The organism is Corallococcus terminator (assembly GCF_003611635.1).
In the GTDB taxonomy this organism is placed as follows: domain Bacteria; phylum Myxococcota; class Myxococcia; order Myxococcales; family Myxococcaceae; genus Corallococcus; species Corallococcus terminator.
Map to the genome: position 1 here is coordinate 1 of NZ_RAVZ01000156.1, position 21,959 is coordinate 21,959.

At 69.7% G+C, this 21,959-nt stretch carries 18 protein-coding genes; 13 read left to right on the forward strand and 5 right to left on the reverse strand.

The genetic code is table 11. The features are described from left to right. Positions 1-143 precede the first annotated feature (143 nt). From D7V88_RS21940 to D7V88_RS21975, 8 genes are all read left to right on the forward strand, one after another. Positions 144-3,542, forward strand: a complete 3,399-nt coding sequence (locus D7V88_RS21940; RefSeq protein WP_120542609.1) for a PAS domain-containing protein — start codon at positions 144-146, stop codon at positions 3,540-3,542. Positions 3,543-3,544: 2 nt separating this feature from the next. Beyond that, positions 3,545-4,006, forward strand: a complete 462-nt coding sequence (locus tag D7V88_RS21945) for a response regulator (protein ID WP_120542610.1) — start codon at positions 3,545-3,547, stop codon at positions 4,004-4,006. Next, positions 4,003-5,583, forward strand: coding sequence for a hybrid sensor histidine kinase/response regulator (locus D7V88_RS21950; RefSeq protein ID WP_120542611.1), 1,581 nt, complete (start codon positions 4,003-4,005; stop codon positions 5,581-5,583). Before D7V88_RS21945 ends, D7V88_RS21950 begins: the two co-directional genes overlap by 4 nt. 110 nt (positions 5,584-5,693) lie before the next feature. After that, the gene (locus D7V88_RS21955; RefSeq protein WP_120542612.1) at positions 5,694-7,310 is read left to right on the forward strand and encodes an LVIVD repeat-containing protein; all 1,617 of its coding nucleotides are present in this window, start codon (positions 5,694-5,696) and stop codon (positions 7,308-7,310) included. A gap of 131 nt (positions 7,311-7,441) precedes the next feature. Continuing rightward, entirely contained in the window at positions 7,442-8,086 is a 645-nt protein-coding gene (locus D7V88_RS21960; RefSeq protein WP_120542613.1) for an EcsC family protein, read from the forward strand. Positions 8,087-8,142: 56 nt separating this feature from the next. Next, a complete protein-coding gene (locus tag D7V88_RS21965) occupies positions 8,143-9,423 on the forward strand; it encodes an ABC transporter substrate-binding protein (protein WP_120542614.1) in 1,281 nt (426 codons plus the stop codon). Between the two features lie 50 nt (positions 9,424-9,473). Continuing rightward, a complete protein-coding gene (locus D7V88_RS21970; RefSeq protein ID WP_372241103.1) occupies positions 9,474-10,298 on the forward strand; it encodes a carbohydrate ABC transporter permease in 825 nt (274 codons plus the stop codon). Next, entirely contained in the window at positions 10,295-11,104 is an 810-nt protein-coding gene (locus tag D7V88_RS21975) for a carbohydrate ABC transporter permease (RefSeq protein ID WP_120542616.1), read from the forward strand. Before D7V88_RS21970 ends, D7V88_RS21975 begins: the two co-directional genes overlap by 4 nt. Before the next feature lie 6 nt (positions 11,105-11,110). On the opposite strand, the gene D7V88_RS45525 is transcribed toward D7V88_RS21975, so the two are convergent. The 4 genes from D7V88_RS45525 to D7V88_RS21995 all read right to left on the reverse strand — a co-directional run bounded on the left by D7V88_RS45525 (position 11,111) and on the right by D7V88_RS21995 (position 13,806). Then, complete coding sequence (locus D7V88_RS45525; RefSeq protein ID WP_120542617.1) at positions 11,111-11,428, reverse strand: type II toxin-antitoxin system RelE/ParE family toxin; 318 nt, start codon at positions 11,426-11,428, stop codon at positions 11,111-11,113. 18 nt (positions 11,429-11,446) lie between these two features. Beyond that, entirely contained in the window at positions 11,447-11,692 is a 246-nt protein-coding gene (locus tag D7V88_RS21985; RefSeq protein ID WP_120542618.1) for an addiction module protein, read from the reverse strand. Between the two features lie 91 nt (positions 11,693-11,783). Beyond that, positions 11,784-12,440 (reverse strand): NAD(P)H-binding protein, encoded by a 657-nt coding sequence (locus D7V88_RS21990; protein ID WP_120542619.1) that lies wholly within the window; start codon positions 12,438-12,440, stop codon positions 11,784-11,786. Between the two features lie 109 nt (positions 12,441-12,549). Beyond that, a complete protein-coding gene (locus tag D7V88_RS21995) occupies positions 12,550-13,806 on the reverse strand; it encodes a phospholipase D-like domain-containing protein (protein ID WP_244238304.1) in 1,257 nt (418 codons plus the stop codon). 212 nt (positions 13,807-14,018) lie between these two features. Here D7V88_RS21995 and D7V88_RS22000 point away from each other — a divergent pair, with 212 nt between their 5' ends. The 5 genes from D7V88_RS22000 (at position 14,019) to D7V88_RS22020 (ending at position 18,600) form a co-directional block, all read left to right on the forward strand. Continuing rightward, positions 14,019-14,366 carry a YciI family protein gene (locus D7V88_RS22000; protein ID WP_120542620.1) on the forward strand — a complete coding sequence of 116 codons (348 nt, stop codon included), beginning with the start codon at positions 14,019-14,021 and terminating at the stop codon, positions 14,364-14,366. Further along, positions 14,359-15,612, forward strand: a complete 1,254-nt coding sequence (locus D7V88_RS22005; protein ID WP_120542621.1) for an RNA polymerase sigma factor — start codon at positions 14,359-14,361, stop codon at positions 15,610-15,612. The genes D7V88_RS22000 and D7V88_RS22005 overlap by 8 nt, the downstream gene beginning before the upstream one ends. Before the next feature lie 60 nt (positions 15,613-15,672). Continuing rightward, positions 15,673-16,116, forward strand: a complete 444-nt coding sequence (locus D7V88_RS22010) for a hypothetical protein (RefSeq protein ID WP_120542622.1) — start codon at positions 15,673-15,675, stop codon at positions 16,114-16,116. A 362-nt stretch (positions 16,117-16,478) separates the two neighbouring features. Then, complete coding sequence (locus D7V88_RS22015) at positions 16,479-18,095, forward strand: sigma 54-interacting transcriptional regulator (RefSeq protein ID WP_120542623.1); 1,617 nt, start codon at positions 16,479-16,481, stop codon at positions 18,093-18,095. A 79-nt stretch (positions 18,096-18,174) separates the two neighbouring features. After that, positions 18,175-18,600 (forward strand): hypothetical protein, encoded by a 426-nt coding sequence (locus D7V88_RS22020; protein ID WP_120542624.1) that lies wholly within the window; start codon positions 18,175-18,177, stop codon positions 18,598-18,600. Positions 18,601-18,612: 12 nt separating this feature from the next. On the opposite strand, the gene D7V88_RS22025 is transcribed toward D7V88_RS22020, so the two are convergent. Beyond that, positions 18,613-21,894, reverse strand: a complete 3,282-nt coding sequence (locus D7V88_RS22025) for a serine/threonine-protein kinase (protein WP_279636061.1) — start codon at positions 21,892-21,894, stop codon at positions 18,613-18,615. Positions 21,895-21,959 lie beyond the last annotated feature (65 nt).

Sequence of the window (21,959 nt, forward strand, 5' to 3'; positions counted from 1 at the left end):
GAATTGGCGTGGGTGGGGAGTCAGGGGGCGACGGCGGAGTGTTGTCCTGCCGTCAACGGGGCCCCGCTGCTCGAAGGTCGTGATCCCCCCACGCGCCTCCAGGCAGCCTAAAGGAAAGAGGCCCCGCTCCCCGAGCCTCCACCATGTCCTCCGCCGCCACGCCCCTGTCCGCGTCCCCATCCCGGGCGAGCCTCCTCCTCGTCGACGACACGCCCGGCCACCTGCTGGCGCTGGAGGGCATCCTGGCTCCCCTGGGACAGCGGTTGGTGCGCGCCGCGTCCGGCCGCGAGGCGCTCCGGCGGGTGCTGGACGAGGACTTCGCCGCGGTCCTGATGGACATGAACCTGGGCGACATGACGGGCGTGGACGTGCTGAACCTGATGCGCGAGCGCGAGCGCAACAAGCGCACGCCCGTGCTGCTGATGACCGCGGGCGACGGGGACGAGAAGGAGTGGCTGGCCGCGTACGCGCACGGCGCGGTGGACTACCTGCGCAAGCCGCTGCGACCCGAAATCCTTCTGGCCAAGGTGTCGATGTTCGTGGAGCTGCACCTGGCGCGTGAGGCCGTGCAGCAGCGGGAAGAAGCCCTGCGCGAGCGCGAGCGCGACGCCCTGGAGATCGTGCACCGCGAACGGCTGCATTCGTTCTTCATGCAGGCCCCGGTGGGCATCTCCATCGTGCGCGGGAAGGACTTCGTCTTCGAGTTGGCGAACCCCTTCTACGAGCGGCTGGTGGGCCGGAAGATTCCGCCGGGCCGGACGCTGGCGGAGGTGTTCCCGGAGATGGTCGCGCAGCCGGAGATCCTGGAGGTGCTGCGCGGGGTGCTGCGCACGAAGCAGCCCTTCGTGCGGCCGGAGTTCGAGGTGGTGCTGGAGCGCGACGGCAAGCCTGGCTCCGTCTTCTTCAACGTCATCTACCACCCGCTGCTGGAGTCGGATGGGAAGGTGTCCGGCATCATCACGCTGGCCACCGACGTGACGGAGTGGGTGCAGTCGCGCCAGCGCACGGAGGCGCTCGCCCAGGACCTGCGCAGGCAGCAGGCGGCCCTGCAGGACAGCGAGCAGCGGCTGCGGATGGCGCTGACGGCCACGCAACTGGGCACCTTCGACATGAACATGGTGACGGGCACGCTGGACTGGGACCCGCGCTGCAAGGTCCTCTTCGGTCTGCCGCCGGAGTCCGAGGTCTCCTACGCGCTGTTCCTGGAAGGGCTGCACCCGGAGGACCGCGAGCGCGTGAACCAGGCGGTGGCGCGCGGCACGGACCCCTCGGGCACCGGGGACTACGACGTCGCGTACCGCACGGTGGGGTTGAAGGACGGCGTGTTGCGCTGGGTGCGCGCCACCGGCCGGACGCACTTCGAGGACGGCCGGGCCCTGCGCTTCGTGGGCACCGTGCAGGACATCACTGAATCCAAGCGCGCCGAGGAGGAGCGGACCCGGCTGCTCGCGGGGGAGCTGCGCCGCACCGAACAGCTTCGCGGACTGTCGCGCGCGAGCCTGGCGCTCAACGCGGCCGGCGGCGTGCAGGCCATCCTGGACCTCGTCACCCTCAAGGCGCGCAAGCTGATTGGCGCCAACCAGTCCTCCGTGCAGGTGGTGGAGGGACGCGACGCGGGCCAGCCGCTCACCGCGCTGTCGGCGGCGGACGCCCACTCGACGGCGGTGGATGAGCGGGGACTCTTCGCCCAGGTGTGCCGGGAGAACCACCCGCTGCGCCTGACGCGCGAGGAACTGCTAGCGCATCCGGCGTGGAAGGACGCGGCCCCTTCGGAGGGCCCGGCGCTGCCCCTGCGCGGCTTCCTGGCGGTGCCGCTGGTGGGGCATGACGGCCGCAACCTGGGACTCGTGCAGGTGTCCGACAAGCTGGAGGGCGACTTCGACGCGGAGGATGAGACGGTCGCCGTGCAGCTTGCGCAGATGGCCAGCGTGGCGCTGGAGAACGCGCGCCTGTACGAGACGGCCCAGGCGGAGCGGCGCAACCTGTTCGCGGTGCTCAAGCAGTTGCCCGCCGCCATCACCGTGCTGCGCGGCCCGGAGCTGGTCTTCGAGATGGCCAACGACCTGCGCCTGAAGCTCACCGGCTCCCGGCCCCTGGTGGGCCTGCCGCTGCGAAAGGCGCTGCCGGAGCTGGAGGGCCAGGGGCAGATCGAAGCGCTGGAGCACGTCTACCGCACGGGGGAGACCTACCAGGGCCGCGAGATGCCCCTGCGCCTGGGCCGCGACCAGGGCGAGGACGCGCCCGAGGGCTACTTCAACCTCACCTTCCAGCCGCTGCTCAACGCGGAGGGAAAGGTGGACGGCATCGTGTCCGTGTCGTGGGAAGTCACCGAACAGGTGCTCTCACGACAGCGCATCGAGGCGATGGCAGCGGAGCTGAAGGAGCGCGAGCAGCAGTTCCGCACGCTCGCGGACTCCATCCCCCAGTTGTCATGGATGGCGGAGCCGGACGGCCACCTCTTCTGGTTCAACCAGCGTTGGTTCGACTACACCGGCACGACCTCAGAGACCGCGCAGGGGACGAATTGGAACGCGCTCATCGCGCCCGAGGACGCTGAGCGCGTGCTCGTGCGCTTCAACGCGGCGCTGCGCGAGGGCCAGCCGTGGGAGGACCAGTTCCGCCTGCGCCGCGCGGATGGCACCTACCGCTGGTTCCTGTCGCGCGCGATGCCGGTGAGAGACGCGGAAGGGCGCATCGCGCGCTGGTTCGGCACCAACACCGACATCGACGACGAGCGCAGGACGCTGGAGAGCCTGAAGCAGGCGGAGGAGGAGATCCGCCGCCTCAACGCGGGCCTGGAGAAGCGCGTGCGCGAACGCACCGCCCAGCTCCAGGAGGCGAACAAGGAGCTGGAGTCCTTCAGCTACTCCGTGTCGCACGACCTGCGCGCTCCCCTGCGCCACATCACCGGCTTCGCGCAGCTCCTGGACCGCCGGGCCGGGCCGAAGCTGGACGACGTGGCGAAGGGCTACCTGTCCACCATCGCGGGCGCGGCGAAGCAGGGCGGCACGCTGGTGGACGACCTGCTGGCCTTCAGCCGCATGGGCCGGGCGGAGATGCGGCAGATGCGGGTGGACCTGGGCCAGTTGGTGGAGGAGGCTCGCAAGGACCTGCTGCCCGAAGCCAACGGCCGCCAGGTCGATTGGAAGGTGAGCGAGCTGCCGACGGTGGAAGGCGACCCGGCATTGCTGCGGCAGGTGATCCACAACCTGCTGGCCAATGCACTGAAGTATACGCGTCCGAAGTCGGAGGCCCTCATCGAGGTGGGGGCGCGCGAGGCGGAAGGGGAGGCGGTGGTCTGGGTGCGCGACAACGGCGTGGGCTTCGAGATGCAGTATGTGGACAAGTTGTTTGGCGTCTTCCAGCGGCTGCATACGGCCGAGGAGTTCGAGGGCACCGGCATCGGGCTCGCGAACGTGCGACGAATCGTGTCGCGCCACGGAGGACGGACCTGGGCGGAGGGCGCAGTGGGGCAGGGCGCGACCTTCACCTTCACCCTGCCCCGGACTTCTCCCCTGGAGAAGAAGGAAGAAGAGACCTAAGCGTGCTTGAGCTCAAGAGGATCCTCCTGGTCGAAGACAGCGCCAACGACGTGGCGCTCACGCTGGCGGCGCTGGAGGAGGTGCACCTGGCCAACGAGGTCGTGGTGGTGCGCGATGGGCAACAGGCGCTGGACTACCTCTTCCGCAAGGGCGAGTACGCGAACCGCCAGGACGGCCACCCCGCCGTGGTGCTGCTGGACCTGAAGCTGCCGAAGGTGGACGGGCTGGAGGTGCTGGAGAAGGTGAAGGGCGCCCCGGAATTGAAGGCCGTGCCGGTGGTGATGCTCACCTCGTCGCGCGAGGAGCGGGACCTGGCGCGCAGCTACGGCCTGGGTGTGAACGCGTACGTGGTGAAGCCGGTGGCCTTCCCGGACTTCGTGTCCGCGCTGCGCGAGCTGGGGTTGTTCTGGGCCGTGGTGAACCAGCCGCCCCCGGGGGCGCCCACGCCGGGAGCCGCGAAGTGAGTTCACGCGGCAATGCCGCGCTGGAGTTGAACCCGGCCCCGACATCCGGACGGCCGCTGTCCATCCTGCTGCTGGAGGACAGTCCGCTGGACGCGCAGTTGGTGGCCGCGCAACTGGAGGAGGGCGGGTTGCCCGCGACGCTGGAGTGCGTGGCGGGCCGGACGGCCTTCTCCTCCGCGCTGTCGAAGGGGAAATTCGACCTCATCCTGTCGGACTACAACGTGCCGGGCTTCGACGGGATGAGCGCGCTGGAAGCAGCGCAGGCGGTGTGCCCGGACACGCCCTTCCTCTTCGTCTCCGGGGCGCTGGGCGAGGACCGCGCCATTGAATTGCTCAAGCGTGGCGCCACCGACTACGTGCTCAAGGACCGGCTGGAGCGGCTGGGCCCCAGCGTGCGGCGCGCGCTGCGCGAGGCGGAGGGCGTGCGGCTGCGCAAGCGCACGGAAGAGGCGCTGCGCCGTTCAGAGGAGCGCTACCAGTTGGTGGCGCACGCGAGCTTTGACGCCATCTGGGACTGGGACCTCCAGACGGACGCGATGCACTGGATTGGCGACGCGACGGAGGAGGTCTTCGGCTTCGCGCTGGAAGAGGTGGGCGCGGACGCGGCGTGGTGGCGGCGTCACATCCACGCGGATGACCGCGAGCGGGTGCTGGCCGGGTTGCAGCGGGCGTTCGAGTCGGACGACGACCGGTGGCAGGACGAGTACCGGGTGCTGCGCAAGGACGCGTCGTACGCGTACGTGGCGGCGCAGGGCTGCATCGTGCGCGGCGCGAGCGGCAAGGTGCGGCGCATCGTGGGCGCCATGCGCGACATCACCGAGCGGCGGCGGGCGGAGGAGGAGAAGCAGAAGCTGGTGCACGAGGCGCAAGCCCGGGTGGAGTTCGAGCAGCAGCTCATTGGCATCGTGAGCCACGACCTGCGCAACCCGCTGGGGGCCATCCTCACCGGTGCGTCGCTGATGTTGCGGCGCGAGGACATCCAGCCGTGGCACGCGAAGGCGGCGGCGCGCATCCTGTCCGCGGCGGAGCGGGCGACGCGGATGATCCGCGACCTGTTGGACTTCACGCAGGCGCGCATGGGCGGCGGCATCCCGGTGCAGGCGGCGCCGTGTGACTTCCATGCGCTGACGTTGCAGGTGGTGGAGGAGGCGCGCACGGCGCACCCGGAGCGCACCATCCTGATGGAGCAGGAGGGGGATGGGCAGGGTTCGTGGGATGCGGACCGGATGGCACAGGTGCTCTCCAACATCCTGGGCAACGCGCTGAAGTACAGCCCGGAGGAGACGCCCGTGCGGGTGGAGAGCCGGTGCGAGCCGGACGCGCTCGTGGTGCACGTGCGCAACGGGGGGGACCCCATCCAGCCGGACCTGCTGCCGCGCATCTTCGAACCGCTCCAGCGCGGCACGACGGTAGGCCGCTCCGAGCGCAGCATCGGACTGGGGTTGTACATCGTGCGGCAACTGGTGTTGGCGCATGGGGGCACGGTGGATGCCCAGTCATCCGCCGAGGAGGGGACGGTCTTCACCGTGCGCCTTCCCCGGCTGCGCGCGAGTGAAACGCCCTCCTCCCTGGAGTAGGGCGCGTCGCGGCTTACCGCCGGTCCCCTGTCTCCCTTTCGAGAATGGCTCTACACTGCGAGTGTGCCCATGCACACCGGCCGGACGCCGCCCAGCAATGGAGCCTCTCGATGATGTGTCTTCGACGCTGTCTGGGAATGTTGTTGCTCACTTGCCCCGTGTTGCTGACGGCCTGCTCTGATGACTCCAAGGGGTCCCCGGATGCCGGCTCGCCCCCTGTCGTGGCCTGGGATGGCACCTCCACCCCCATCGAGGAGAAGAGCGATTGGATTGACCGCGGCGTCTTCGCCCCTTGCGAGTTCACCCCTCCACTCGGGACTGAAATCGACTGCGACACCCCGGCCCTCTTCAACCTGTCGCAATGCAACCCGAGCGCGCTCCGCACGGCGTCACGACACGGCATCTACCAGACCGAGCTGCGACCGGAATCCGGCGAGTACCCATGGAGCGGAGCCGGCCTCGTGCTCCCGGAAGGGGGCGGCGTAGGAACCTCGAATTTCGATCGCTTCACCCGGCAGCAGTTCGATGACCAGGGCCTGCTCCTCACGAGCGTCTTCACCACGACCCGGGGCGTGGCCATCAAGACCGCGCTGGCGGGCTGTGACGTGCCCCAACCCCACCACATCACCGGCTGCTATGCGGTCTGCACCAACGGCGTGCTCACGGAGAAGGGGACGTTCGACGCGGACCGCCTGGTCTTGAGCCGCGGTGAGGCCGAGTCCTCCGGGGGCCTGAACCTCGTCTCCGAGTCCGCCGTCGACCTTGGCTTTCCCGTGGATGTCTACGTCACGAAGAACCATGCCTACGTGGTGTCCATCCAGCTCAAGCCGGACATGCCCACGGGAGGCTTGACGGTCTTCGACGTCAGCGACCGCAACCACCCTGTGTTGAAGAAGGTCATCTCCCTGCCGGGCGACGGGTACTGGAACGCCGCGTGGGCCAAGGACGACGTCCTCTACGTCGCCACCAAGGCTTCCGGCGTCATCCTGTATGACATTTCAAACCCGGGGGATCCGACCTACATCCGCAGCGTGCCCAGCGGCGCGCCCCCGAATGTCCACACCCTGTTCGTGGATGGCAACCGGCTCTACGCCATGGCGCTGCGGCCCGCGCAGACGATCATCTTCGACATCACGTCTCCGCGAGACCCCGTCCTGCTCAACCGCGTCGTCTTCTCGTCCGAGGAGTTCGTCACCAGCTATCCGCACGACTCCTTCGCCTACGAGGGCCGCCTCTACATCAACCACACGGACATCGGCTTCCTGGTCACCGACCCGAGCGACCCGATGCAGGTCAAGGAGCTGGGCAAGTACCACTACAACCGGCAATACAGCCATGCCAGCGCGGTGGGGACCTTCGCGGGCCGCACCATCGCGTTCGAGGGCAGTGAGCAGGAGGGCGCGCACCTGCGGGTGCTGGACGTCACCGACCCGGCGAACATCCAGCTCATCGGCGAGCACCGGCTGCGCCCCACCACCTCCATCCACAACATGATCCTGAAGGGCACGAAGCTGTACGTCGCCTGGTACCAGGAAGGTGTGCGCGTGTTCGACGTGGCCAATCCCACGCTCCCCAAGGAGATTGCCTACTTCAACGCCTACCGTGAGACCGACCCGAAACGGCTGGGCTTCGTCTTCGAGGGCGTCATGGGGATGCGCGTCCCGGGCGACGGGTATGTCTACGCGGTGGACACCTCGCGTGGGCTGCTCATCTTCAACGAACTCTGAGTGGCGACGGGAGGGAGGGGCCTGCTCCCCTCCCTCTTCGCTGGGGGTGTACCGAGCGACCGAGCGGGCTTCCTCCGGTCGCCTTTCCTGATGTCGAGGCCCGCTCTAGGCTCAAGGCGGAAGGTGGACGCATGTCAAAGCCGCTGGAAGTCGTGAACGCCGTCCTGGACGCGGGCTTCGAGGGCCTGGGCCCGCTGTGCAGCGCGACGGGGCTGGCGGACGAGTACCTGCGGGACACGCGCTACCCGGACCACGAGGCGCGCATCAATGCGCTCATCCACTGGGAGACGGGGAAGCTGTTCACCACGGGCTTCCTGTCCGGACTGGGCGGCCTGCTCGCATTGCCGGTGGCGCTGCCCGCGGGCCTGGGTGTGTCGTGGGCGGTGCAGGCGCGGCTGGTGGGCGCCATCGCGCGCATCCATGGGCACGACGTGGAGGAGGACCGCGTGCGGACGCTCACGCTGCTGGCCATCGTGGGCGACATCGGCAAGGAAGTGGTGAAGCAAGCTGGCATCGAGGTGAGCCACCAACTGGGGATGCGCGCGCTGGAGGCGGTGCCGAAGCACGCGCTCAGCGGCATCAACCGCGCGGTGGGCTTCCGGCTGGTGAGCAAGGCGGGACAGAAGGGCATCGTGAACCTGTCCAAGGTGGTGCCCCTGGCCGGAGGGCTGGTGGGCGGCGCGGTGGATGCGCTCGCGTGCCGCGCGGTGGGCGCCACGGCGCGGCGGTTGTTCGCACCGGGGCCGCTGGCGGCACCGGGCATGTCTCCTGGATGACCCGGGCGTGTGCCTTGCGTTGACGGTGGGGCCTCGCGCTGGACTCATCCGTGCGCATGGGCCGCCTCCTCGTTCTCCTCGCCGTGATGGGCCTTGTTTCGACGGGCTGCAAACGCTCGTCGGAGGAGCAGGGGACGGCGGGGCGCACGCGCATCGTCTTCAAGTTCCAGCCGCTGTGGGGGGACCCGGCGCCGTTCCGTGAGTTGCTGGCGGGCTATTCGCGCGCGAACCCGGACGTGGAGCTCGTCACGGAGGCGCTGCCGAATTCGTCGGACCTGGCGCACCAGTTCTTCCTCACGTCGTTGCAGGGCAAGGCGACGGACTTCGACGTGCTGGTGGCGGACGTCGTGTGGGTGCCGGAGTTCGCTCGGGCGGGATGGGTGGCGGACCTGTCCGAGGACTTCCCTCCGGCTCGGCTTCGCGAGGAGTTCCTCCCCGGGCCGGTGGACTCCGTCGTGGTGGAGGGTCGCACGTACGCGGTGCCCTGGTACGTGGACGTGGGCGTCCTCTACTACCGCACGGACCTGGTGCCGCGCGCACCGCGCACCTACGAGGAGCTGCGGCGCTTCACCCGCGACGCGATGGCGAAGGCGCCGGGCATCCAGGGCTACGTGTGGCAGGGCCGGCAGTACGAGGGCCTGACGTGCAACGTGTACGAGGCCATCTGGGGGCATGGTGGCCAGTCGCTGGGCGCGGACGGGCGCGTGCTGCTGGAGACGGAAGCGGCGCGAGAGGCGCTGGCGTACCTGCATGGGTTGATCGCGGACGGGCTGTCTCCGCCGACGGTGACGGGCTTTGGCGAGGAGGAGTCCCGGCGCGTGTTCCAGGAGGGCCGCGCGGTGTTCATGCGCAACTGGCCCTATGCGTGGAGCGAGGCGCAGGCGGAGGGCTCTCCCATCCGGGGCAAGGTGGGCATCGCTCCGCTTCCGACGAAGGATGGACAGCCGGGGTGGGGGACGCTGGGCGGGTGGCAGCTCGCGGTGAACGCGCACGTGTCGCCCGCGCGCAAGAAGGCCGCGGCCCGGCTCATCGCGCACCTGACGTCGCCGGAGGCCAACCGGGTGCTGGCGCTGCACTACGCTCGCAACCCTCCAAGGTTGGCGCTGTATGACGATCCGGAGTTGAAGCGGGCGGAGCCGTTCATCGCCAGCTTGAAGGAGGCGCTGGTGCGGGCGCGGCCCCGGCCGGTGACGCCGTACTACCTGCTCATCGCGGACGTGCTCCAGAGCGAGTTCTCCGCCGCCGTGGCCGGCATCCGCACTCCCGAGGAGTCGCTGACGCGCGCGCAGAAGCAGGTGGATCACCTGACCGGTGAGACGGTGGAGGACGCGCAGTGAGCGGCGGGGGTTCCCAGGCGCGGGAGCGGCGGCAGGCGTACCTGCTGGTGATGCCCGCGGTGTTGGTGCTGGCCGTGGTGGCGCTGTACCCGGTGCTGGCCGCCATCTGGTTGAGCCTGCACCGCTTCATCCTGGTGTTCGGCGAGCGGCGCTTCACGGGGCTCGCGAACTACGTCTACCTCTTCGGGGATGCGCGCTTCTGGTCGGCGCTGGCGAACACGGCGTACTTCACGGCGGTGGCGGTGACGGTGGAGTTGTTGCTCGCGGTGCCGCTGGCGCTGCTGCTCAACCGCTCGTTCCCGGGACGGGGACTGCTGCGCGCGTCGGTGCTGGTGCCGTGGGCGATTCCCACGGTGGTGAGTGCCCGGCTGTGGGCGTGGATGTTCAATCCGGACTACGGGTTGATCAACCGCCTGTTGGGCGGCGCGGACATCAACTGGCTGGGTGCGCCGGGGTACGCGCTGCACGCCGCCATCCTGGTGGACGTGTGGAAGACGACGCCCTTCGTGGCGCTGCTGGTGCTGGCGGGGTTGCAGGGCATTCCGGAGGACCTCTACAAGGCCGCGCGGGTGGATGGGGCGTCCACGTGGCGGCAGTTCCGCGCCATCACGATGCCGCTGCTCAAGCCCGCGCTGCTGCTGGCGGTGCTGTTCCGTTCGCTGGATGCGTTCCGGGTGTTCGACGCCATCTACGTGCTGACGGAGGGCGGGCCCGCGAACACGACGGAGACGCTGAGCATCTACGCGTACAAGACGCTGATGCGCTCCGGTGACTTCGGTTACGGCAGCGCGCTGTCGGTGATGACGTTCCTGTGCGTGGTGCTGCTGGCGGTGGTGTGGCTCAAGTGGTTGGGGCGCGAGGAGGGGCGGCGATGAAGCGGCCAGGGCTGGGCACGGCGCTGGCCGTGGTGGCGTTCCTCACCTTCTTCCTGGGCCCGTTCCTGTGGCAGGTGCTGACGAGCCTGTGGCCGGATGGAGAGCTCACGCGGCCGTGGCCTTCACACCTGACGGGCGCGAACTACCAGAGCGTGCTGTTCGGGCGGCCGTTCCTGTGGGCGGTGCTGAACTCGCTGGTGGTGGCGACGCTGACGACGCTGTTCTGCCTGACGGTGGGCGCGTCGGCGGCGTTCGCGCTGGCGAAGCTGGAGTTCCGGGGGCGGGGACTGCTGCTGTCCGCGGCGCTGGGCGTGTCGATGTTCCCTCCCATCGCCACGGTGAGCCCGCTGTACCTCATCCTCAACGCGGTGGGCCTGCGGGACAGTCTGGTGGGGCTGGCGCTGCCGTACACGACGTTCGCGCTGCCGCTGACGCTGTGGGTGCTGACGTCGTTCTTCCGCCAGCTTCCCGATGAGCTGTACCGGGCGGCTCGGGTGGATGGGTGCACGCCATTTGGAGCGTTCCGGCGGGTGCTGTTGCCGCTGGCGGCGCCAGGGCTGGCGACGACGGCCATCCTGGTCTTCATCTTCGCGTGGAACGAGTTCCTCTACGCGCTGACGTTCCTGTCCACGCCGGAGAAGCGCACGGTGCCGGTGGCCATCAGCCTCTTCGCCAGTGAGTACAAGGAACCGTGGGGGGAGATCGCCGCCGCGTCCGTGGTGGCGACGCTGCCGCTGGTGGTGCTGACGGTGTTGTTCCAGCGGCGCATCGTGTCCGGACTCACGGCCGGGGCGGTGAAGGAGTAGCGCGGGTCAGCGGCTGCTGTGAGCGCGCGGCAGCCAGTACCCGGGCCGACGCCGTAGGTGCGCGAAGGCCAGGACCACCACGCTCTCATCTCGGATGAGATAGGGGATGGCGAAGGGATGGTCCTGAAGCAGGAAGCGGCGGATGGGCGGCGTATGGCGGATTCCAGGCCAGAGGGGCCAGCGGTCCGGATGTTCTTCGATGTCCGTCAAGGCTCGGAGGACGGCTGCGTCCAGGAGGTCGCCGGCTCCCTGTCGCTGATCCTCATACCAATCCGATACCTCCTCGATTTCCGAGGTGGCGGCGGGATGCAGTTGGATGGGCATCGGTGAGGGTGGTGGGGTCTACCGTCGCCGTCGTGCGCGCTCCTCCATCTGTCTTTTGGCTTCCTCGAAGCTGACGAGTTCCACCGTGCCGTCGAGGACCTCCTGTGCACGGCGACTGAGCTCCGCGCCCCAGGCTACCTCTGCCTCGGGATCTTCCGTGCGTTCGTCCAGGCTGAGCAGCAGTTCCTGGGCAAGCCGAGCACGGTCATCCGTGGACAGTCGCAGCGCCTGGGCCAGCAGTTCATCGACGGTCGCCATCAGCATCAGTCTAGCTCCTCCGCGAGGCATGTGCTCGCCGGGCAGGCAGGGTGCCTGCCTGAACAGCGGCGGAGCCTTCTCTACCTGGCGGGTCTGACTACCGCCCCGCGGCCTCCACTTCCGCCCACAGGCTCTTGCCTTCGAGCACCGCGTTGACGGGCGCCCGGCGCTCCGCCACGCGCAGCAGCACGGCGGCGAGTTGGTCCAGGTGCATGGGCTTGAGGTTGCCCAGCAGCGGCAGCTTTCCCAGCGTGTGCAGGAGTCCGGGCGGGCTGTGGTATTCGCCCTCCAGCGCGGGCGGTCGCACCATCGTGTACGCGATGCCGCTGTCGCGCACGATGCGCTCCGCCTCCGCCTTGGCCTTCAGGTACGCGCCCACCGGACGGCCCGCGCCCACCGACGTGAGCAACACGATGTGGTCCACGCCCGCGACCTTCGCCGCATCCACCAATTGCTGCGTGGTGCCGATGTCGCTCGACTCGTACGTGTCGCCCGCCGCGAAACGCTTGCGCATCGTGCCGATGAGTTGGAGCACCGTCGTGCTTCCGCGCATCGCTTCCGCCAGCGCGGGCGCGTCCGCCAGCTCCAGCACGGCCTTCTTCTTCCAGCCGCTCGCGGGTTCCGTGCCCGCGCTCTTGGGACGCACTTGCGGAAGCACGTCCAGACCGCGCGCCAGGGCCTGACGCATCAGCGTGCGGCCGGTCGCGCCCGTGGCGCCCGCGATGAAGAGATGACGAGGGGATGCGGTGCTCATGAGGGAGTCTCCCGGGCCCTGACAGCCGGCCCGCGCCTCCTCTTGAGCACAACGCCCCGTTGCTTGCCCAGTGCTTCCCGCGTCCTCGCGTGAAACCGGACAGCGTCTTTCAGCGCTCGGCGCGCTCGGCCTGGACCTCGCGGGCCTTCGTCAGGTCCTCCAGGAAGATGGCCTCCAGTTGACGTGCCGCCTCCACGTCCTCCAGCACCAGCGAACCCTCTTCCAGCAGGTTGAACGACAGCGCGTCGTAGTTGATGGACCCCACCAGCACCAGCCGGTCATCCACCAGCATCGTCTTGGCGTGCATCATCGACGGCTGGTACTCCCAGAGGCGCACACCCGCCGCCAGCAGCGTGTCGTACGTCTGTCGCTGCAATATCGTGATGGCCCGCTGGTCGTTCTTGTCCCCCGGCGCCAGCACCCGCACGTCCACGCCGGCCTTCGCCCGCTCCACCAGCAACTGCATCAACGCGTCGTTGGGCGTGAAGTACGCCTGCGAAATCCACAGCCGCTTCTTCGCCGCCTTCACCATCAACTGCGTCAGCCGCTCCGCGCGCGTCACCTCCGGGTTCGCCGTGCTGCTGACGAAACCCGCCCAGCCCTTGCCTGCTTCGTCCAGGCCGGGCTGCGCCTGGGTCAGCGTGGGGAAGTCCGTGAGGGGCAACAGCTCGCCCGTGGACTCCTGCCAGTTCTCCGCGAACGCCTGCTGGAGCTGTGACACCACCGGGCCCTGGACGCGCACGTTGGTGTCCCGCCACTCCTGTTCGTTGCGCGCCTCGCCCAGCCATTCGTCCTGGATGGCGAGCCCACCCGTGATGGCGACCTTGCCATCCACCACGAGGATCTTGCGGTGGTTGCGCGCCAAGTTCTCGTCCGCGGGCAGCGGGCGGAACATGTGCGCTTCACAGCCGGCGGCTTCCAGTTTGGGCTTCACCTCCTTCTCGAAGGGACCGCTGCCCATGGGGTCCACCAGCACGCGGCAGGTGACCCCCTTCGCGGCGCGTTCACCCAGGGCTTCGAGCATCCGGTCGGATGCGCGCCCCGGACGCCAGATGAACATCACGATGTTGATGGAGGCGCGGGCCCGGCCGATTTCTTCCACCATCACGTCGAACACGGCGCCGTTGTTCGCCCACCGGATGCGGTTGCGCGGTTCCATCCGCACGCCCGTCGTCTGGTACAGCGCCGCCGCGAAGTCCGCACCGTGAGAACCCACCTGTCCCGTGAGGTGGAATGGACGTGACGATTCCTCCGTGATGCAGGCGGACGGACATCCCGCGAGCACCAGCGCCCCCAACCCCGCCACCCATCGCCAGTCCTTGCCCACGTCGGTGCCCGCTGCCTCCTGGAGTTGAGGGGTAGGCATGCGCGGACCCCCTGTCACCCGCGAGGCCGAGGGGAGTGTTCTCTGGCCGCCTGCGTGCGTGTGCGCATGAGGGGGCCGGGTGGGCGCCAGCCCGAAGTGTCTTCCCTGTGCGGAGGCCATGTCGATCTTCCGCGACATGGGCCGTCTTTTCGGGTGAACGCTCCGCATGTCGCGGGGCCGGCGCACCCGTCGTCACACGAAAGGTCCACCCCATGTCCCGCTACCTGATGCTGCTGCACGAGACCCCCGCCCACTTCGCCGCGAAGTCGCCCGCCGAGCTCCAGGCCATCGTGGAGGAGTACATCCAGTGGAGCGACCGGCTGCGGAAGGAGGGCCGCCTGCTCCTGTCGGAGAAGCTGGTCGATGAGGGCGGCAAGCGCCTGAAGCAGCAGGGTGGCCAGCTACTGGTGTCGGACGGGCCGTACGCGGAGGTGAAGGACGTGGTGGGCGGCCTGTTCATCCTGTCGGCGGAGTCGTACGAAGACGCGGTGGCCCTGGCCCGGACCTGCCCCCACCTGCTCCACGGTGAAGTCGAGCTGCGCGCCATCGACGATGCCTGAGCCGCTGCCTTCCCCCGATGCCGCAGCGGTGCTGGACCTGGCCTTCCGCCAGTGGTCCGCCGGCCTCGTCGCGGCGTTGGCTCGGCGCGTGGGCCTGGGACGCCTGGACCTGGCCGAGGACTCGGTCCAGTTCGCCATGCTCCAGGCGGCCCGCACGTGGGGCTTCCACGGCGTCCCGGAGCACCCCCGCGCGTGGCTCTTGCGCGTGGCGGTGAACCGGCTGACGGACCTCGTGCGCCTGCGCGCGCCCGAGGTCCCAGACGCTCCGGTGGAGGACCCCGTGGCGCCGGACACGGAGACGACGCGCTACGCGGCCGAGCTTCCGGACGATGCGCTGCGGTTGCTCTTCGCGTGCTGTCACCCGGCGCTCTCGCGCGAGATGCAGGTGACGCTCACGCTGAAGGTGGCGTGTGGTTTCTCCGTGCGCGAAGTCGCCGCCGCGCTGCTCGCGGACGAGCCCACCGTGGCGCAGCGGTTGGTGCGCGCGAAGCGCACGCTGCGCGCCTGTCGCGCGACGCTGGAGGTGCCTTCGCCGGAGGCGCTGCCGGAGCGGTTGGGCGCGGTGCATCCCGCGCTCTACCTGCTCTTCAACGAAGGCTATGAGGCCTCCGAGGGCCACGACCTGTCCCGCGCGGAGCTGTGCGCGGAGGCGCTGCGGCTGGCGGAGGTGCTGCTGTCACATCCGGCCACCGCGACGCCGGAGGGCCATGCCCTGGCCGCGCTGTTCTGCTTCCACGCCGCCCGGCTTCCGGGCCGCGTGGATGCCCGGGGCGCGTTCGTGCCGCAGGCGGCGCGGGAGGGGACGGAGGCTTCGCCCCTGCTGGTCGCAAGGGGGCTGGGACATCTGCGTGCTTCCATGGGGGCGGTGCTGACGCCGCTGCACCTGGAGGCGGAGATCGCCCTGCTGCATGCGAACACCGCCGTGCCGGGGCCGGAGGACAGCGCGCGGTTGCTGGCGTTGTACGACGCACTGCTTTCGCTCAAGCCCTCGCCCATTGTTGCGCTGGGGCGTGTGGTGGCGCTGGGACGGGTGATGGGACCGGCCGTGGCGCTGGAGGCGCTGGGGCCGTTGCGCTCGGTGGGGGTGTTGCAGCGCTACCCGTACCGCTTCGCCGTGGAGGGCATGTTGCTGGAGCAGGCGGGGGAGCGGGGAAGGGCGGCGGACTGCTTCCGACAGGCCGCCGCGCTGGCGAGGACGCCGCCGCAACGCGAGTACCTGCTGGGCCGGGCTCGGGCCTGTGGGTGAGCGTGGAGGGGCCGGAGGCGCGTGCTAGCGCCACACTCCGTTGAGACCTCGGGAGTGGACATGGCGTTGAGCACGTCGGCGGACTTCAAGTCGGAGCTTGGGCTGGATCCCCATCGCTTCCTGCCCATCATCGGGCACAACGAAGACTTCATCCGCCCGTTCTGCGCCGCGCTCGACGCGTACCACGCGGGCAGTTCGTTCGGCTCCTACTTCAGCAGTGCGCAGCCGTGGGCGGATGCCCGGATGAAGGCGCTCGATGAGGCCGAGCACCTGCTGTACCGGGTGTTCGACTGGGAGCGCGAGCGGCTCGCGACCTCGAAGAAGTCTCGCGTGCTGTTGATGCGGCTGCTGGTGGAGGTGCAGCAGGCGCACATCGACCTGGTGGACTGCATCCACACGAAGAACCTCCAGCTCTACACCCGGACCGCTCTGCGCTGGTCACTCCGGCGGCGGCACAGTTGGACGCGGACTGGAACGCGCTGCGAAACGGCACGGGCGCGGTGAAGCTGCCCGCTGGCGTGGAGTTCGCGCGCGGCAATCGCGAGGTGCGCGCCATCCACGCCCGACTGCTGTCGCGTCCGCATGGACGGCTGCTGATGCGGTGGATCCTGCGGTCAACTTCCGGCAGAAGGTGGCGCAGAACAAGAGCCGCCTGGACGCGATGTCCGAGCAGATTGAACCCCTGACGCGGGAGTTCGACCGGTTGCAGGGACTCGTAGAACCAGCTCCGCGACGAGCACCACCTCACCGCGCGCAAGCACCACACAGGCACCAGCGCGTTCGACCTGAACGAGACGGACTGACCCAGGCGGGGTGGCTTGGACGCAGGGGTTCCCTCCGCACGGTCATGGTAGAAGTCGTGTCCCATGTCTCGCAACGGGCCTCGTGATTCCCTGTCCCCCTCGGGGGTGGCCGAGGTCTCGACGGCCGCCGGAGAACAGCAGCGGGTCACGGCGTCCGCGGATGCGCTGGTGCCAGCGCTGACCCTCATCTCCCACCCCACGGCGACGCGCGCGGGAGCACGGCTCCTCCTGGACGCCGTCCTCGCGGGCCGCGATGTCGCGCTGTCCCGGAATGGCCCCCACTTCACCCGGCCCGGAGAGCCTTTCGGCCATCCGCTGTCGGACCCCTTCGTCAGCCGTGTCCCCATCGTGTTCTCACCGGGAGCGACCGGGATGATCCGCCTGCGCGTCGGTGAAGGCGGAACCCGCGTCACGGTGAACGACCAGCCCGTGACGGACTGTGAGTTCACGCATGAGGCACTGGCGGCGGGCGTGCCGCTCAATGTGTCCGGTCGGCTGGTGTTGCTGCTGCACCTGGCCTCACGCCACACGGACGACGCGACGCCCGTGGACACGCTGGGCATGCGGGGCGACAGCCAGGGCATCCAGCGCGTGCGTGAACACATCCAGCGCATCGCGGATCTCCAGGTCCCGGTGCTGGTTCGCGGTGAGACGGGCACGGGCAAGGAGCTGGTGGCCCAGGCCATCCATCAGCACGGCCCTCGGCAGGGACGCCCCTTCATCAGCGTGAACCTGGGCGCCATCCCCAAGGAGCTGGCCGCCGCCGAGCTGTTCGGCGCGCAGCGGGGCGCCTTCACCGGCGCGACCCGCGACCGTGAGGGCTTCTTCCGCGCGGCCCAGGGCGGCACGCTGTTCCTCGACGAGGTGGGCGAGGCGCCTCCCGAGGTGCAGGTGATGCTGCTGCGGGTGCTGGAGACCGGCGAGCTGTATCCGGTGGGCGGCAACACCCCCATCAAGACGGATGTGCGGCTCATCGCCGCGACCGACTCCAACCTGGAAGAACACATCCGGGACGGGCGCTTCAAGGCGCCGCTGCTGCACCGCCTGTCGGGTTACGAGATCCGGCTGCCGCCGCTGCGCGAGCGCCGCGAGGACCTGGGCGAGCTGTTCCGACACTTCGCCCAGGAGCAGCTGGATGCGATTGGCGAAGCGCACCGGCTCACCCCCCGGGACGCCTACGCCGAGCCCTGGCTGCCGACGTCGCTCGCGCTGCGCCTGCTGCGCTTCGCGTGGCCCGGCAACATCCGACAGTTGCGCAACATCACCCGGCAGTTGGTCATCGGCAGCCGGGGGCAGCCCGTCCTTCGGTTGGATCCACGGCTCGCCGGGGAGCTGGAAGCCTCCGTGGTGGCGGGTCCTGTCGCGAATCCACCGGCGGCGGTCGTCCGACGCAAGTCCACGGAGGTCACCGGAGAGGAGCTGCTGGCGGCGCTGCGCGAGCACCAGTGGGATCTCAAGCTGGCGGCGGATCGGCTGGGCATCCCGCGCTCGTCCATCTACGACGCCATCGACAAGCACCCGAACATCCGCAGGGCGGGGACGCTGACCGCGGAGGAGATCACCGCCTGCCATCAGGAGTGCGCGGGCGATCTGGACGCGATGGTCCGGCGCCTGGAGGTCTCCAAGCGGGCGCTCAACCGGCGCATCAAGGAGCTGGGTCTGAGCGCCCGGGGCTCGTGAAGCGCTGGCAAGCCGTGTGCAAAAGGATCTCGCACCCGGGCGAGAGGCCCTGGGTCGCCGAGCCACAAGGAGCCGTGCCATGTCGAAGCACCAGCTGATCATCTCCAAGTACGTCCATCCGGATCGTCCGGTCCGTTCGCTCGGGGGGAGGCTCCTGCCCGCCCGCGAGCTGGTCTTCAACAGCTCCCGCGGTGAGGCGGAGCTGGATGACTCGCGACTGTGTCTTGTCGTTCCGGGAGACGTGCTGGAGATCGTGGTCGCTTCAGGGCTCCCGGAAGGCGCGGGCCTGTGGCTGCTCGAAACCAACAGCGTCGAGTATGGCGGCCTCAACCTGGACATCGATGTCGAGGTCATGCTCCTGCCGGTGGACACCGTGTTCGCTTCGGGCCCGGGAGAGCAGCGCCGCAAGCTGTGGATCAGCGAGCGAGGGCAGGAACCGCGAATCCCACCAGACGACGGGACGGGCAACACCGGCTCCATGGTCGCGACTCCGCCTCCTCCCTGACCCGGCTTCGCCTCACGGGGCCGGGACCGTCCCGCCCCACTCCCTCCGGAAGCCTGGGTTCGCGGCGAGTGCGCGGGAGAGCTCCTGGGTGGCCTGTGCCCGCCAGGCCTGTCGCTGTTCGGGGGCGGTGGAGGGGAGTGACGCCCGAAGCGCGAGGAGACCGCCTCGCAACAGGTGGGCGTCGGGCCATCCGGGGCGCGCCGCGATGAGCGGATCCACCTGCTTCAGCGCTTGTTCCAGAAGAGGGGCCGCGTCCTGTTTCGTCCGGGTGGCCCAGCGGCGGAGGAAGTGCCCGAAGCCCAGGGCGAAGTCCTGTCGCTCCGGATCCAGCGCGATGCCCTTGCGGAACGCCTGGACCGCGGCCTCGCAGTCCTGGGGGCTCGCCCCTGCGTACAGCGCCCGGGCACCCAGCGTCTCTCCCAGGAAGTACCAGGCGTCGGCCTGGTTGGGTTTGCGTGCGAGGGCCTGCCGCAAGGACTCCTCGGCGCGCGCGATGCTCGGGCGGGGATCGCGTCCGTGGTCGAGTTCGAACGTGGCCAGGGTGGCGTGGACCATGCCCCGGTTGGCCAGCGCTCCCGCGTCCTCCGGAAGCCACTGGAGCGCGTGCTGGAGGGCCTTGTCCGCCGCGTGCACGCTGGGGGTGGGGTCCTCTCCGCGAGCACGCTGGTACAGCGCGCGCTGGGCGAAGACCTCTGCCAGGTTGAGGTGGCCGTAGCCGCTCTTCGGCGCGACGGCCACGGACCGCTCGCAGGCCTCCTGGGCCCGTTCCAGCGCGGGGCCGGGGTCCGCTCCGTGGTCCCAATCTGTCTGCGCCTGCTGTAGCAGCGTCAGGCACAGGCCGTTGTGGAGTTGAGGGATGCCGGGGCCGAGTTCCAGACCCTTCCGGTACAGCTCCGCCGAGCGCTCCAGCGCCTCCGCGGGCTCTCCGCCCCGGACTCGCAGCCTCCGGGCTACGAGCGCGTGCGCGAGCCCTCCGTAGAACCACGCCACCACGTGCCCGGGGTTGAGGGTCCGGGCCTGCTCCAGCGCCGCCACTGCTTGTGACAGGTCCGCGTCCGCGTCCGGCGCGCGGGGATGGGTGGCGCGGGTGTAGAGCGCGAGGCCCAGGTTGAGCCAGCCCTCCGGCATCCGCCCGTCGCGTTGGACCGTGGCGCGAAAGGCTTCGATGGCCTTGCCGTACCGGGGCAGCGGATCCGCGCCCACCTGCTCCTCGTGGTCGCCCCACGTCTTGTAGACGAGGCCCAGGTTGAAGAGGAAGCCGGCGTCGCGCTCCTCCGGGGGCAGGCCCTCGAAGGTCTCGACGGCTTTCTGGAGCTGCTCGCGAGGGTCCTGGGCGTGGAGCTGGCGCAGGTGGCCCCAGATCCAATACGCCTGCCCCAGTTCGAGCCGGGCCTTCGACAGCGATGGGTCCAACTCCAACGCGCGCCGCGCGGCGGTCACCGCCTTCTGGGGCAGCGCTTCGTCGTACTCGCCCAGGTTGCCCTGGTACTCGGCGAGTCGGCGGTGGAGGCGGGCCTCCAGCACCCGGGCGTCGACGTGATCGGGCTTCGCCGTGAGCGCGCGCTCGACGGCCTGGAGTCCTCGCGTGTAGGGCGGCATGACCGCGCCCTTGCCGTAGACCTCCTGGATGAGCGCGCCGAACTCCAGCTCACCCTGGGCGCTGTGGATGGAGGCCACGCTCTCGCCGCTCGCGGCGGCCTCGGCGTAGGCCTTGCGACCCGCCTCGAAGTCCGCCGTCGCTCCCTCGTGCTCGCCGCGGTTCCAGTGCCGCATGGCGCGCGCCAGCAAGATGTCTCCTCGCAGCTTGTGCGCTTCGTGGAACCAGGAGTAGCCGGGGCCGAGCGTGCCCAGTCGCGCGAGGGCGTCGTCCCACCGGCCCTCGTAGAATGCGAGCAGTGCTTCGACGTACGCGGTGGAGGGGACCTCCGCGCCCTCGCTCTGGCGCAGCCAGGCCAGCGCCGGATCGCGATACTGGCGCTCGACCTCTCGCTGCCGGGCCTCCCGCCGCTGGGGATCGCGGATGCGCTCGGCCTCCAGCAACCGGGCCTGGTACTCGTGGCCCGTCACCAGCGCCAGCGCATAGGCCACCCGGGGTTCGCGGAAGCCCTTCGCCCAGGCGGACTCCAGGGACTCGCGGGCCCGGACTTCGTCTCCGAGCGCGAGGTGGCCTCTTCCCAGTGCGTAGTGGCCCGGTCCCACCGCCTGTTCGCCGGCCTCTTGAACCTCTCCTTCGAGCGCCGCCATGCGCGCGCGCAGGACGCGTTGATCCGCGCGGGTGTCATGCAGCGGCGCCAGGTCCGAGTAGCGCGCCAGCGCTTCGATGCGCTCCACGGACTCGGTGAATCGCCGGGCCAGGCGCTCGCGCACGGTGGCCTCGCGGCGGGTCAGTCCCGCCTGCCCCAGGGCCAGGAGCACGAGCAGGACGGCCGTGAAGCTCACCGACGCCACGAGCCGATGCCGGCGCAGCTTCCGGCGCAGCCGATACCACGGCCCATGCGTGCGGGCCTGGACCGGTTCGCCCGCGAGGAAGCGTCCCAGCTCTTGCGCCACGGCCCGCGCGGAGTCGTACCGGGCCGAGCGCTCCTTCTCCAGACACTTGAGCGCGATGGCTTCCAGGTCCGCGGGGACGTTGCGATCCACCGCGCGCGGGGGCCGGGGATCCGTGCTGGCGATGTTGTTGAGCACCTCCAGCCCGTTGCCGCCGGGGATGGGCGGCTGGCCCGTCAACACACTGTAGAGGGTGGCGCCCAGGCTGTAGACGTCCGAGCGGCGATCCAGGCGGGTGACCTCGCCGCGCGCCTGTTCCGGCGACATGTAGTGGGGCGTGCCCAGCACCGCGCCGGTGGCGGTGGCGCCTTCCTTCCAGTCGCGCGCCAGCCCGAAGTCCATCACGTAGGGGCGCAGGGTCCCGTCCTCCGCGCGCTCCACCATGATGTTGGAGGGCTTGAGGTCCCGGTGGATGAGGCCCACGCGGTGCGCCTCGTGCACGCCCTCGCAGGCCGCCTGGAGCACCAGCGCCTTCTGCTCGACGGAGAGTTCGCGAGCGAGCGCACCCAGCGGCTGTCCCTCGATGAAGCGCATGGCGATGTAGAAGCGCCCCTGGACCTCGCCCACCTCGTACACCGGGCACACGCGCTCATGGTTCACCCGTGCCTGGGCCCGGGCCTCGGAGAGGAAGCGCCGCGTGAGCTCCGGTGCGTCTCCGCGAACGAACTTCAGGGCCACGTTCCGGTTCAGCCGGGGGTCCCGTGCGAGGAAGACGCGCCCCATGCCCCCTTCTCCGAGGAAGCGCACAGCCTGGTAGCGCTCCCAGTCCGGGACCGGGAAGGCTGGCGGTTCGGAGGAGGGCGGGGGTGGGG

What these genes read in the sequence shown, in the direction of transcription:
- D7V88_RS21985 (WP_120542618.1), bottom strand. Translation starts at nt 11,692, where the DNA reads ATGCTGATGGCGACCGTCGATGAACTGCTGGCCCAGGCGCTGCGACTG.
- D7V88_RS21960 (WP_120542613.1), top strand. Translation starts at nt 7,442, where the DNA reads ATGTCAAAGCCGCTGGAAGTCGTGAACGCCGTCCTGGACGCGGGCTTC.
- D7V88_RS22005 (WP_120542621.1), top strand. Translation starts at nt 14,359, where the DNA reads ATGCCTGAGCCGCTGCCTTCCCCCGATGCCGCAGCGGTGCTGGACCTG.
- D7V88_RS21940 (WP_120542609.1), top strand. Translation starts at nt 144, where the DNA reads ATGTCCTCCGCCGCCACGCCCCTGTCCGCGTCCCCATCCCGGGCGAGC.
- D7V88_RS21995 (WP_244238304.1), bottom strand. Translation starts at nt 13,806, where the DNA reads ATGCCTACCCCTCAACTCCAGGAGGCAGCGGGCACCGACGTGGGCAAG.
- D7V88_RS21975 (WP_120542616.1), top strand. Translation starts at nt 10,295, where the DNA reads ATGAAGCGGCCAGGGCTGGGCACGGCGCTGGCCGTGGTGGCGTTCCTC.
- D7V88_RS22000 (WP_120542620.1), top strand. Translation starts at nt 14,019, where the DNA reads ATGTCCCGCTACCTGATGCTGCTGCACGAGACCCCCGCCCACTTCGCC.
- D7V88_RS22010 (WP_120542622.1), top strand. Translation starts at nt 15,673, where the DNA reads ATGGCGTTGAGCACGTCGGCGGACTTCAAGTCGGAGCTTGGGCTGGAT.
- D7V88_RS22015 (WP_120542623.1), top strand. Translation starts at nt 16,479, where the DNA reads ATGTCTCGCAACGGGCCTCGTGATTCCCTGTCCCCCTCGGGGGTGGCC.
- D7V88_RS22020 (WP_120542624.1), top strand. Translation starts at nt 18,175, where the DNA reads ATGTCGAAGCACCAGCTGATCATCTCCAAGTACGTCCATCCGGATCGT.
- D7V88_RS21965 (WP_120542614.1), top strand. Translation starts at nt 8,143, where the DNA reads ATGGGCCGCCTCCTCGTTCTCCTCGCCGTGATGGGCCTTGTTTCGACG.
- D7V88_RS21955 (WP_120542612.1), top strand. Translation starts at nt 5,694, where the DNA reads ATGATGTGTCTTCGACGCTGTCTGGGAATGTTGTTGCTCACTTGCCCC.
- D7V88_RS21970 (WP_372241103.1), top strand. Translation starts at nt 9,474, where the DNA reads ATGCCCGCGGTGTTGGTGCTGGCCGTGGTGGCGCTGTACCCGGTGCTG.
- D7V88_RS45525 (WP_120542617.1), bottom strand. Translation starts at nt 11,428, where the DNA reads ATGCCCATCCAACTGCATCCCGCCGCCACCTCGGAAATCGAGGAGGTA.
- D7V88_RS21990 (WP_120542619.1), bottom strand. Translation starts at nt 12,440, where the DNA reads ATGAGCACCGCATCCCCTCGTCATCTCTTCATCGCGGGCGCCACGGGC.